Source organism: Dasania marina DSM 21967, assembly GCF_000373485.1.
Taxonomy (GTDB): domain Bacteria; phylum Pseudomonadota; class Gammaproteobacteria; order Pseudomonadales; family Dasaniaceae; genus Dasania; species Dasania marina.
On the sequence record NZ_KB891576.1, the window covers coordinates 691,683 to 703,246 of the forward strand.

Below are 11,564 nucleotides of genomic sequence, written 5' to 3' on the forward strand. Positions count from 1 at the left end.
GAAATGACCTTGATGCATATCAAACAGCCTTTAGTTTAAGCGATGTGGCTGCAGCTCGATTTTTTCTATGCCCTGCCCCAACATAAAGACTCGCCCTTGATAGCGTTCGTTGCCGGTAGAGCTAAACTCAAATACAAACGAGCGCCATATTTTTAAACGCCCCTGCTCATCGCGTTTGCACCAAAAACCGCGCAACGCCACACCCTCATCCAGCAACTGCACATCCATTTCTTTACAGTGTTTTTTGACGGCGACAAAAGCCTGCTGCTTAACCCCCTGGGCTCGCCACCAATACACCAGCAAGGTAATAAACGCCGCCAGTAACAATAAATCCCCTAAACTAAAATACACTCTGCCACCCTCTTTATATTTAGCTATTTATACCGTAACCGACTCAGCTTTCTCTAAACGGTTGATATGCCACAATACCAAGCTAAAACCTAATACACCAAATACCGCAGCGCCGGCTACTTCACCCGCTATCACCCCAACAGCACCAAAATACTGTGAAAATATATACACTAAAGGCACAGTACCCAATAAAGCCCGGCCAAAATTTAACATAGTCGCAATATACGGCAGGTGCAGATTATTAAAACTGGCATTGGCAATAAACAACATGCCGCCAAAGGCAAAACCGCCAGCCAAGTAATGGGTATAAAACGTGATCAGCGCGGCGGCGTCGCCATCTACGCTAAAAAACTGCACCAAATACTCGCTAAGTAAAAATAACAGCGCCCAAATCACCAGCACATACGCTAAATTACTGAGCATGGCATTCCACACCACTTGCCGCACCCTATCATAGCGCCCCGCGCCCGCATTTTGCCCGATGATGGGGCCTATAGCCCCCGACAGTGCAAACAACGCCACAAAAGCCACCGGCGCTATGCGCCCTATAATAGCCGCCCCCGCCACCGCACTATCACCAAAGCTAGCCATCATTTTTAGCACATAACTACTGCCTATAGGGGTGGCGATATTGGTTAATACCGCCGGCCCCGCTATTGCTGTTATGGCGGCCAGGTCTTCACGAAAAAAAGCTTTATTGGTTTTACTGGGTAACTGATGCACTTTCACTATGGCGCTTACTGCTAGGGCAAACACCCCTATACGGGCAGCAAAAGAGGCCATTGCGGCGCCCTCTATGCTCCACTCGCAGACGAAAATAAAGATGGGGTCTAGCACGGCATTAATTAGCGCGCCGCCCATAGTGGCCAGCATCGCTCTGCGGGCGTCACCTAAGGCTCTCAGTGCAGCGGCGGCACACATGCCTACCGCCAATAACGGTGTCGCCGGCAATAAAATATTGCAATAGGATAGCGCCAAGGACAGGGTTTCATCCTGCGCGCCCATAAAGGCTAACAATTGCTCGGCAAACAACCAAGCAGGAAAGCAAACTAGCGCCGCAACCAACCCACTAAACAGCATCACATTACTACAATGACGCCCCGCCAATGCTCTATCGTTGCCCCCTTCGGCCTGAGCCACTAGAGCCCCCATGGCTATCTGCAAGCCTATGCTTAGCGAGGTCATAAAAAACAAGAGTGTGCTGGCAAAGCCTACTGCCGCAGCCATTTGCTCCTGACCCAACAGGCTCAAAAAATAGATATCAATCAGGTCAACACTAAATAAGGCGATTAAGCCTACGGTGTTGGCGCCGGTCATGATCAGAATGTGCTTAAGGGTAGAGCCTTGGGTAAATACAGCGCGTTTCATGCAGGATTCAATTAAATATACAGTGCAAGGGGTTTTCTTAATAAGCTAGATGTCTATACTAACAGAGGTTGGCGTACGGAGCCGAACTCGCTTACTATCTAGGTTCATATTGAGCACCAGCAAGAAAGCTAATAATAAAACCAGCCGCCGCACCGGCAGATGGCGCACAAGGTAACAATAATGGCAAATATACTCATCGTAGACGATTCACCTATAGATCAAAAAGAACTCTCTAGCATCTTAGAAAAAAATGGTCACTCAGTGATGCGCGCTGACAATGGTGAAAGTGGCGTTAAAATGGCCCGCAGCGAAAAACCCGACCTGATTTTAATGGATGTGGTAATGCCCGGCCTCAACGGCTTTCAGGCTACCCGTCAAATCAGCAAGGCAGTAGAGACCGCGCATATCCCCATTATTTTAGTGTCTAGCAAAGATCAGGAAACTGACCGCCAGTGGGGCCTGCGTCAAGGTGCCAAAAGCTATATGGTCAAGCCGGTTAAAGACAAAGAATTACTGAGTGAAATAGCCGCACTGCTGTAGTACTCACCTATCTAGAGCAACACCATGATTAAGGGCCGCCCAGGCCCTTTTTAATTACCCCTTAATTATTGCCCCTTTTTAGTTGCCCCCTAATTATTACCCCTTTTTATTTCCTCTTAATTATTTACAGGCAAAAAACCGTACAGGTTCTATGCTTACTCTATGCTTTATACATTTATGTAGTCAGCCGCATTATGAGCCAAGCAGATATACGCAACTACCCCGATGTCATGCAGGCCTGCCAAACCATAGCCAATTTAGTCGCTAAAGTTTGTCAGGTACCCGCCGTGTTAATCATGCGGCAAAACAGCGACAGCATGGAAGTTATTAGCTCTGCCGACACGCCGCAAAGCCCCTTCCGCAGCAGTGACACTGTAGCCCTAAACTCAGGAATCTATTGCGAAACTGTGATCGCCACACAACAGCCACTGGAAGTAAGCGACGCCCTTAACGACCCGCTATGGCATAACAACCCCGAGATAAAACTAGGCATGATCGCCTACTATGGCGTGCCTGTTAACTGGCCTGACGGCAGCATCTTTGGTACCTTTTGCGCGTTACGTAATGTCGCCGGCCACTTTGATGCCGAGCAAACGACACTTATCAACGAGTTTGCCAGCGTTATCGAAGCTCTATTAAAACAAGTCAGTTCGCAAGAGCAGCTGCAGCTATTGGCCGACTATGACAGCCTTACTCAAGTCTATTCCCGCAATCGCCTATTGGAGCGTTTACAGCATGAATTTGACCGCTATCAACGCTACCAAACGCCGCTATCGGTTATTTATCTAGACATAGATCATTTCAAGCAGGTCAACGATAACTACGGCCACGGTATAGGCGACTTAGTACTGCAATTAATTGCTAAGCAGCTATTAAGTAATCAAAGGCAAACTGATTTTGTTGGTCGCTTGGGAGGGGAGGAATTTTTAATCTGTCTTAGCGACAGCCAATTAAATGCCGCCATGCTGCAGGCACAGCGGCTGCTGCAAAAAATTACCGAAATAGACGTGGAAGTAAAAAGCCACGCCTTGGATATTAGCGCCAGCTGTGGTGTTGCGCAGGCCAGCCATGGCGATCAAACTATAGATCAGCTTATTGCCCGCGCCGACCAGGCCTTATATAAAGCCAAGCTAGCTGGCAGAAACCAAGCTAAAAGTGCCTAGTTAAAGGCTGCAGCTTGCAGGTACTGCCCTGCAAACTCAGCGTATTCTAAAGTTGCTCACCTAAGCTGACTATTCAGCTAGCCATGCAGTCAGTCATCCAGCCCCGACAAATCTTCGCCGCCAAAAGCCACATAGATATCTTTAATAAATTTGGCGAACTCCAGCGTCATAATACTAAAGTCGACATCAAACTGCGCAGCAGCATCGTCGGCACTTTGTTTTTCAGCCTGCTCTTGAATTAAGTCGCCAAAGCTAATGCGTTTAATCGCCAGCTGATCATCGACGATAAAATCTATGCCGCCCTGCCAGCTCATCGCCAATTTATTCACCCACATACCGGCAGCTAAATGGCTGTTAATTTCCTTAGAGCCCAAGTCCTGATTTTTACAGCGGATAATACTACTGTCATCGGCCTTGTCGCGCAGCTCACACTCACCACCCAGTTCAAAGCCTTGCGGCGGTTTGTTCTCTAACACCCATTGCGTCATCGCATGCTGCGGTACGTTTTTTGCCGTCGCCGCTATCACCGGTAAAGTGCCTAGGGTTTCCCGCAAGTAGCTCATAAACTCTTCAGCGCGCTTAACCGCACCGGCATTAATAATTAGTAAACCTGCACGTGGGTCTATATAGGCATACTGCCGCGACGAACGAGTAAAGGCTTTAGGTAATAGTTCAAACAGCACTTCATCTTTTAAATCTATACGCTCTTTACGCCCTACTGAACGACCATCGCGAGCTTGTATCTGTTCAACTTTTTCAATCAGTGCTTCATTAATCACACCGGCGGGTAAAACTTTTTCCTGACGCTGTGCGCACAACATAATGTAACCGTTGGCGACATGGGTGAACATTTCGCCATGCTTACCCAAGGGTGCCGCCCAGCCATAGCTGCTCAGCTCTTGGCTACCACAGGGGTTAAACGATTTCGCGGATAAAGCGGCCTCTAAGTTTTCTACGGTTTCAGTAAAGGGTTTGGTAAAGCGATAAACTAATAAATTTTTAAACCACATAGTCACTTCTTTCTTATCAATAGGGCTTGTTGTTATTGAATAATTACTGCGTTATTTCTCAATAATTATTGCGCAAAAATAATCGGCTCATCACCTGCATGCCACTGCGGTAACTTAATCATTACCTGGGCAAATAATTCGGATTGTAAAAATTGTTGCAGCCAACGCTGCACATGTTGATAAGGCGCCGCATCAAAGCCAGCCTTATTAACAAAGGCAAACTGCCGTATAAAAGGCAAAATCGCCATATCTGCCATACTTACTTTACACCCCATTAAAAATGTCTGGGCCTGTAAGCGTAACTCTAACTCGTTAATAAATATTTCCGCCTGCTGCTTATACTGTTGTTCTATTTCTAACAAGCTCAGCTGGGGGTAATCGTCTACATAGCGATTAGGGTATTTGTATCTATCCAATGCACTTTTAAATTCGTTATCGTTGCGCGCAATCAAAACCGCTTGTTCGCTGCCATTACTAGCCAACCAACCGTCGGGATCATTAGCCGCTAATGCCCACTGCATAATCTCCACGCTTTCATCTATCACAGAGCCATCAGCTATTAGAGAGCCATCAGCCATCACAGTGCCATCAGCCATTAAAGAGCCCTCAGGCAACTGCAATACCGGCACCGTAGCTTTCGCCGAGCAGGCCAGTAATTCGGCCGGCTTATCGCGCAACACGACTTCCCGCAGCTCTACAGCTAGGCCAGCATAGGCCAGCGCTAAACGTGCGCGCATAGCGTAGGGGCAACGACGAAAAGAATATAAGATAGGCATATGGGGAACAGTCAATAGTCTACAGTCGCTAGTCTCTAGCCGCACAAACTAGCGACTAGAGACTTCCAGCTAGCGACTGCAATTAAGCAACAATATCTAGCAATTCAACTTCAAATACTAAGGTTGTGTATGGGCCTATAGCACCACCAGCACCACGCTCGCCATAGGCAAGGCTGTAAGGTACTGATAACTTCCACTTTGAACCTACAGGCATTAACTGTAAGGCTTCGGTCCAGCCGGCAATAACGCCGTTAACAGGAAATTCAGCAGGCTCACCACGATCAACAGAGCTGTCGAAAACGGTGCCGTCAATTAGCGTGCCGTGGTAGTGGGTGCGCACGGTAGAACTGGCAGTAGGCTTGTCACCTTCACCGGCCACTAATACTTCATACTGTAAGCCGGACTCGGTTACTGTAACGCCGTCACGCTTGGCATTTTCAGCTAGGAAGGCATCGCCCTCAACAGTAAACTCTTTGGCTTTTTCGGCTTCTTTGGCTTGCATGCGCTGGGTAATTTCTTGGAAAGCAGCGCTTAAATCGTCCTGCGACACAACACTGGCTTTGCCAGCAAGCGCATCGATAAGGCCAGCGGCAACGGCATCGGCATCAACACCATCAAAAGGGTTAGCGGCAAGTTGATCGCCCATTTGACGGCCTATGCCGTAGCTGGCGCGTTGCTCAACGCTGGTATACGTATCAGACATAAAAATTCACTCAATCAGTCATTAAAAAGGATTGCGCAGCTTATCATAAACTTATCGGCCTTGCCGCCCACGATACAAGCGCTGCGTTTAAGGCTACACTAGCCGGATTTTATTGGTCTAATATCGAACTATTTATTGCATTATTTATTGCACTATTAACGAGCAGCTCCCCCTCTATGCGCCATCTAGACAGCAACACGCAAGCCGAATTTAAAGGTTTTAACTGGCAGATATTAGTCACCCTCTGGCCCTATCTGGCCGAGTATAAAGCCCGCATAGCCTTGGCCATAGGCTGCCTGCTGGCGGCCAAGGGTGCCAATGTCTACGGCCCTTTTGTGTTAAAAGATCTGGTCGATAAGCTGGATATACAGCGCGGCAGCGATGCCCAGCTTATCGCCCTGCCGCTGGCCTTGGTACTGGCTTTTGGTTTGGCCAAATTCTCTAATGTATTATTCAGTGAACTGCGCGATACCATTTTTGGCCACGTCACTGAGCGTGCCATGCGTCGCATAGGCTTAAAAGTGTTCGAGCATTTGCACCAACTGGACTTGGCCTTTCACCTTAACCGCCGCACCGGTGGGCTATCGCGGGATATAGAGCGAGGCACCACCGGCATTAGCTTTTTAATGCGTTTTTTCGTCTTTAATATCTTCCCCACCCTGATAGAGATTTTGATGATAGCCGGCTTGTTGCTAGTCAATTATGGCATCGCCTTTTCACTGATTATTATCGTCGCCGTCACCCTCTACATTATCTATACCATCATCGCCACCGAGTGGCGCACCCAGTTTGTCCGCGCCGCCAACCAAGCCGACTCCGCCAGCACCACCCGCGCCGTGGACAGCCTGCTCAATTATGAAACCGTTAAATACTTTAACAATGAGCACTACGAGGCGCAGCGCTACGATAGCGCCTTAGCCGAATGGGAGTCGGCGCGGCGCAGCAACCGACTATCGCTGTTTACCCTCAACGGCGGCCAGGCCTTAATTATCGCGGTGGCGCAAACCCTAATGATAGGGCTGGCAGCACAGCAGGTCACCGAAGGTAAAATGAGCCTAGGGGATTTCATCTTGGTCAACGCCTTTATGATGCAATTATTTTTGCCGCTGAATTTTTTAGGCTTTGTATATAGAGAAATCAAAAGCTCTATGACCAACATAGAGCAAATGTTTACTCTGTTAGCCCAGCAGCCGCAGGTGCAGGATACGGCCCACGCCAGCGAGCTAGTGGTCAGCCAGGGCCATATCCGTTTTGATAATGTCTATTTTCACTACCATGCCGACCGCCCCATACTGCAAGGCGTGAGCTTTGAGGTGCAGCCCGGCGAAAAAGTGGCCGTAGTGGGTGCCAGCGGCGCGGGCAAGTCTACCTTGGTGAAACTGCTGTTTCGCTTTTACGACGTCAGCAGCGGAGCTATTAGCATAGACGGGCAAAATATCAGCACGGTTAGCCAGCAATCACTGCGCCAAGCCATAGGCATAGTGCCGCAGGACACCGTGCTGTTTAACGACAGCCTCTATGAAAACATACGCTACGGGCTACCCAGCGCCAGCCACCAGCAAATCGAACAGGCCTGCCAAATGGCTCATCTAGCGCCCTTTATTGCCAGCCTGCCGCAGGGCTACGACACACCAGTGGGTGAGCGCGGCCTAAAATTATCCGGTGGCGAAAAGCAGCGCGTGGCCATAGCCCGCACCCTGCTGAAAAACCCACCCATTATGGCCTTTGACGAGGCCACCTCGTCACTGGACAGCCACTCTGAGCAAGCTATCTTAACGGCTCTACAAGCCGCCGCTAGGGGGCATAGCAGCCTAGTGATAGCCCATAGGCTCTCTACCATTATTGATGCCGATCGCATCATCGTACTAGAGCAAGGCAAAATCGTTGAACAGGGCCAACACCAGCAACTGCTGGCCGCACAGGGCCATTACGCCGCCCTGTGGCATATGCAGCAGCGCGAGCAACAGCCCAGCTAGTTTATCCCTGATAGCCCTGTACCTAAGCCAGCCCAGCGATTACACTGTGCGGCTGGCCCGCAAACAACCAATGGCAACTGCAGTGAAAAAGCCCATTAGCAAAGCTAATATACGCGACGAAATGGATCAGCAGATCCGCGATTTCCTACACGAAGGTGGTGCAGTCGCGGAGATTGCCTCAGGCATTAGCGGCCGACCCTCCAGCTATGGCCCCCTCAAACCCGACAATACCCCTTTTCAAGAGCCCAAAGCCGAGCGCACCTATGTGACTGAAGCTGTCGCCGCCTTAGAAGAGCGCAAAAAAGCCAAAACCAGCAGCAGCGCCAAGCCCAAAGCTAATCGCCGGCCACGTAAAAAAATGATTTATGACGATTTTGGTGAGCTTTTACGCTGGGAATGGGAATAATCCCTATTAGACTTTTTTTTCATATTGTAAATATTACCGTTTCAATTGCAGGCAAAGTGCGTACAATCGCCCCCCTTGTCGCCTAGGCTAAACATTAGCCCGCAATAACAACGGCAAATACACGGCAGTATTGATAACAATAACAACTGAACTAAGTATGACACGCAGGCTCTAAGCGCCCACTAACGCCATCACTTAGCTTTAGCAAAAAATTACACATCATTATGACTCGCGCAGAACAATTAAAAACCTCTATAGAGGAAGGCCATCTCGATGATGTTGAATGGCTAGTAGAAGGCAACAACGCCCCTATAGGCTGGGAGCACGTACAGCTAGCCATAGATAGCCAGCAACCCGCCGTTGCTGAACAACTTAAAACCTATATCAAGTTGCACAGCAACGCTTAATTTTTAGCTGGCTGCGCACAACGAAAAGCCATGTTAATAATCTCTAACACCGTCACTATACCGCTAGACTACATTGAATTAACCGCCATACGCGCCCAAGGTGCCGGCGGCCAAAACGTCAATAAAGTTTCTAGCGCCATACACCTGCGCTTTAACATCCACTGCGGCTGCCTACCTGCGTATTATGTTGAGCAGCTAATAGCGCTTAACGACCAGCGTATTAGCAAAGACGGTATTGTTATTATTAAAGCACAGCGCTTTCGCAGCCAAGAAAAAAATCGTGAGGACGCCCTCAACCGCCTGCAAGCCTTCATACAACAAGCAGGGGTTAGGCAAAAAGTGCGCCGGGCAACCAAGCCCAGCAAAAATTCACAACGCAAACGCATGGACAGTAAAAACAAGCACGGCAAAAAGAAAGTGCTTAGGGGCAAGATAGATCTTTAGCTACGCGCTTTACCTTTCAGCTTGGCTTTAAGGCCTTTTTTAAAGCCTTGCTTAGCATCATAAGACCACAACATAGCTTGCCAGAATTTTACCTCTTTACCGATACAGTGATGGTACGCCGCCATAAACAATGCTCTATCGGCCCAATTTAATTTATAACAAATCCGCTTTAAGTCGATGCCGCGCTGCATATCAGTAATAGTTTTGGTTTTATCAATGCTCGCTCGGCCTATATCAATCGCGTAAAAATTTAAACCCTGCTCATCCATAGTCATCATCAAATTACCTGACGACAAATCCCTATGAACAATATTGCTGGCGTGCATAGTGGCAATAAACGCGGCAATAGCTTCAAAAAAGGCTTCTTTAGTCATGCCTTTATAAACGCTTTCACCTTGGTTAAAGGCCTGAAACACATTTCTAGCCGAAAATGCATTGGGCACAAAGCGGCACACATAGTAATTATCTTCTATACCCGCATTTTTATGGCGCTCAAAAAAGGCTAAGGGCTGAGGCGTATTAATCCCTCTGCGCAACATTTCGGTAGCATTATTCCAATGTCTTTTGCCCTTGCTGGGCATAAATCTATAGGTGAATTTTTTGATGCCTTTAGCACGATTTAATTTAACCGTTTGTATTTCTTCAGCCTGCTCATTCAGCTGTATATTCCACAAACGATTGCGGGTGTCGCGCAATACCGCCAGTTCTTGCGCCGCCAACATCGCCGCGGGCATATAAGTAGCAACCGTAGCCTCAACGTCTTGTCCGTCAGCTACGGCCACCACCCCCAGCCACTGCGGTGTATTCACCGCCACGGACTGCAAACCGGGGTGAGCATGATAAACAACGGTGCGGCCAAGTACGTCATCCAAGGTGCGGATATCATCACTGCTGGGGCGGCCGCTTTGTAATTGCGACCATTCAATAATTAGCGGTTGCTCGGTCGCCATCATGGGCAACTGCTGGGGAGCTACACCCTCAGCGGTTTTGAAACTGGCACTCTCTAACTGTGCTTTGCTGTAAATATCGCTAAGTGCCAAGGCGCTGCGATCCAAGCACCACACCACATGCGCCTCACCGCCCTGCTCGGTTTCAAAAATAAAATGGTTGATGCCGTTATCGGCACTCACCCCTTGCACGCAAACCACATGGCGTAATAAAGCCGATATATATTTAAAGGCGACGTAGGCTTTGGTGGGGGTAAAGTTTGCCACTTCGCCACGCACTTCTTTATAAAAACTGACATTATCGACATGGGGATAGCCGCCATCACCGCAGTCTACTAGGCCATCGCGGTTACAAATTAGCGGCCCCCAATACACGCGGTCCAAGGCACCGCTGGCGGCGGCGATAATTAAATAACGCACCAGATAATCGGCATTTTTTTGTTCCGGGTCTAGGCTCCAGCGGCTTAAGCGTTTTCTGGTCCAGCATTTATAGGTGCAAAAGGTTTTTTCACAACCCTCTTGATGGCCTATCTCGGCGATTATGCGCGCTTTTTTAATTAGATTGAGATTGAGTTTACGGGTAGCCCAGTTACCCGCCACGCGATGATCATAAGCTTCGGGCTGCACGACTCGCTCAACAAATAAATTATCACTATGAATAAGCGGAACTGAATCCACCCGCTTCATGGCGCGTAAATAGGCAAAGTTATACAAGGGTTCAAAGTCGGAGATATTGGGGCCGGCTAAGGTCACTTCAAATTGTTGGGCCACGTCGGTAGCAATTTGCCAGGCATGTAAATAACTAATGCCATCAAAGCCCGACCACTTGCCGCGATTAGGGGTACTGCCAATCTCAAAAATACTAACCTGTCCGGCGTACTCGCTAAACACCTGCTGTAAAAATTCGCGCCAGCGCTGTTGCGCCTGCACGTCATCGCGCAACGCCGCGGCCTCTTCTTTGGGCGGGAATAAATCCAGCATCACATCCAAGCCTTCGGCTAACACGCGATTTAATAAGCGCTGAGCATCGCCCTGCTGTGAGCAGTAGCTGTAATCCATACGCACATGACGTATGGCTAAGTCCTGCAAGTAGGCCATCACTTTATCGTCACAGCCAGGATCGCTGGAGGTGGCAATATTAACGCCCACAAAGTCATTGCTAATTTGATTGCGGTGATGAATTTCGTGGGATAGGCGCAACCAAGAGGGAATTTCTGCCAGGCAGCTTAATACATCTAGGCCAGCTCTGGCCCAGATTTTCCAGGGCACTATTATGTGTGCCGATGCTGCTGTGACGGGTTTAGTTGCAGAAGCATTCGCCGCTGTTTTTTTATTCAAAATAGTTACTCATTATGCTGTTGTTTAGCTATACCACTGGCCATTACCTGAAGCCCTTAGCTGAGGCTGGTACCTGAGGTATTGTATCGTGCCAACGGTTGTGCAGCCATTATTGCCGCCACCGGTCTGTAAACA

At 48.7% G+C, this 11,564-nt stretch carries 12 protein-coding genes; 6 read left to right on the plus strand and 6 right to left on the minus strand.

What is annotated here, in order from left to right; translation table 11 throughout:
- Positions 1-30: 30 nt before the first annotated feature.
- On the minus strand, positions 31-351 hold the full coding sequence (locus B067_RS0107680) for a DUF3301 domain-containing protein (protein WP_019529497.1): 321 nt from the start codon (positions 349-351) through the stop codon (positions 31-33).
- 27 nt (positions 352-378) lie between these two features.
- Positions 379-1,719, minus strand: coding sequence for an MATE family efflux transporter (locus B067_RS0107685; protein WP_019529498.1), 1,341 nt, complete (start codon positions 1,717-1,719; stop codon positions 379-381).
- Positions 1,720-1,899: 180 nt separating this feature from the next.
- Between B067_RS0107685 and B067_RS0107690 the strand changes: the two genes are divergently transcribed.
- Together B067_RS0107690 and B067_RS0107695 are read left to right on the plus strand one after the other, a co-directional pair.
- Positions 1,900-2,259, plus strand: coding sequence for a response regulator (locus B067_RS0107690; protein ID WP_019529499.1), 360 nt, complete (start codon positions 1,900-1,902; stop codon positions 2,257-2,259).
- Positions 2,260-2,453: 194 nt separating this feature from the next.
- Positions 2,454-3,422, plus strand: coding sequence for a sensor domain-containing diguanylate cyclase (locus B067_RS0107695; protein ID WP_019529500.1), 969 nt, complete (start codon positions 2,454-2,456; stop codon positions 3,420-3,422).
- An 89-nt stretch (positions 3,423-3,511) separates the two neighbouring features.
- On the opposite strand, the gene rdgC is transcribed toward B067_RS0107695, so the two are convergent.
- The 3 genes from rdgC to B067_RS0107710 all read right to left on the minus strand — a co-directional run bounded on the left by rdgC (position 3,512) and on the right by B067_RS0107710 (position 5,911).
- Entirely contained in the window at positions 3,512-4,432 is a 921-nt protein-coding gene (gene rdgC, locus B067_RS0107700) for a recombination-associated protein RdgC (RefSeq protein ID WP_019529501.1), read from the minus strand.
- A gap of 65 nt (positions 4,433-4,497) precedes the next feature.
- Positions 4,498-5,208 carry a glutathione S-transferase gene (locus B067_RS0107705; protein ID WP_020700285.1) on the minus strand — a complete coding sequence of 237 codons (711 nt, stop codon included), beginning with the start codon at positions 5,206-5,208 and terminating at the stop codon, positions 4,498-4,500.
- 82 nt (positions 5,209-5,290) lie between these two features.
- On the minus strand, positions 5,291-5,911 hold the full coding sequence (locus B067_RS0107710; protein WP_019529503.1) for a BamJ family beta-barrel-assembly machinery protein: 621 nt from the start codon (positions 5,909-5,911) through the stop codon (positions 5,291-5,293).
- A gap of 176 nt (positions 5,912-6,087) precedes the next feature.
- Between B067_RS0107710 and B067_RS0107715 the strand changes: the two genes are divergently transcribed.
- The 4 genes from B067_RS0107715 (at position 6,088) to arfB (ending at position 9,144) form a co-directional block, all read left to right on the plus strand.
- Positions 6,088-7,887 (plus strand): ABCB family ABC transporter ATP-binding protein/permease, encoded by a 1,800-nt coding sequence (locus tag B067_RS0107715; RefSeq protein WP_019529504.1) that lies wholly within the window; start codon positions 6,088-6,090, stop codon positions 7,885-7,887.
- An 82-nt stretch (positions 7,888-7,969) separates the two neighbouring features.
- Positions 7,970-8,293 (plus strand): hypothetical protein, encoded by a 324-nt coding sequence (locus B067_RS0107720; protein WP_240472833.1) that lies wholly within the window; start codon positions 7,970-7,972, stop codon positions 8,291-8,293.
- Between the two features lie 224 nt (positions 8,294-8,517).
- Positions 8,518-8,700 carry a hypothetical protein gene (locus B067_RS0107725; protein WP_019529506.1) on the plus strand — a complete coding sequence of 61 codons (183 nt, stop codon included), beginning with the start codon at positions 8,518-8,520 and terminating at the stop codon, positions 8,698-8,700.
- A gap of 30 nt (positions 8,701-8,730) precedes the next feature.
- A complete protein-coding gene (gene arfB / locus B067_RS0107730) occupies positions 8,731-9,144 on the plus strand; it encodes an alternative ribosome rescue aminoacyl-tRNA hydrolase ArfB (RefSeq protein ID WP_019529507.1) in 414 nt (137 codons plus the stop codon).
- Here the strand turns inward: arfB and B067_RS0107735 are convergent.
- The gene (locus B067_RS0107735; protein WP_020700286.1) at positions 9,141-11,429 is read right to left on the minus strand and encodes a lipopolysaccharide kinase InaA family protein; all 2,289 of its coding nucleotides are present in this window, start codon (positions 11,427-11,429) and stop codon (positions 9,141-9,143) included. The two genes, arfB and B067_RS0107735, sit on opposite strands and share 4 nt — an antisense overlap.
- Positions 11,430-11,564: the final 135 nt, after the last annotated feature.

What these genes read in the sequence shown, in the direction of transcription:
- B067_RS0107685 (WP_019529498.1), bottom strand. Translation starts at nt 1,719, where the DNA reads ATGAAACGCGCTGTATTTACCCAAGGCTCTACCCTTAAGCACATTCTG.
- B067_RS0107690 (WP_019529499.1), top strand. Translation starts at nt 1,900, where the DNA reads ATGGCAAATATACTCATCGTAGACGATTCACCTATAGATCAAAAAGAA.
- B067_RS0107695 (WP_019529500.1), top strand. Translation starts at nt 2,454, where the DNA reads ATGAGCCAAGCAGATATACGCAACTACCCCGATGTCATGCAGGCCTGC.
- rdgC (WP_019529501.1), bottom strand. Translation starts at nt 4,432, where the DNA reads ATGTGGTTTAAAAATTTATTAGTTTATCGCTTTACCAAACCCTTTACT.
- B067_RS0107705 (WP_020700285.1), bottom strand. Translation starts at nt 5,208, where the DNA reads ATGCCTATCTTATATTCTTTTCGTCGTTGCCCCTACGCTATGCGCGCA.
- B067_RS0107710 (WP_019529503.1), bottom strand. Translation starts at nt 5,911, where the DNA reads ATGTCTGATACGTATACCAGCGTTGAGCAACGCGCCAGCTACGGCATA.
- B067_RS0107715 (WP_019529504.1), top strand. Translation starts at nt 6,088, where the DNA reads ATGCGCCATCTAGACAGCAACACGCAAGCCGAATTTAAAGGTTTTAAC.
- B067_RS0107725 (WP_019529506.1), top strand. Translation starts at nt 8,518, where the DNA reads ATGACTCGCGCAGAACAATTAAAAACCTCTATAGAGGAAGGCCATCTC.
- arfB (WP_019529507.1), top strand. Translation starts at nt 8,731, where the DNA reads ATGTTAATAATCTCTAACACCGTCACTATACCGCTAGACTACATTGAA.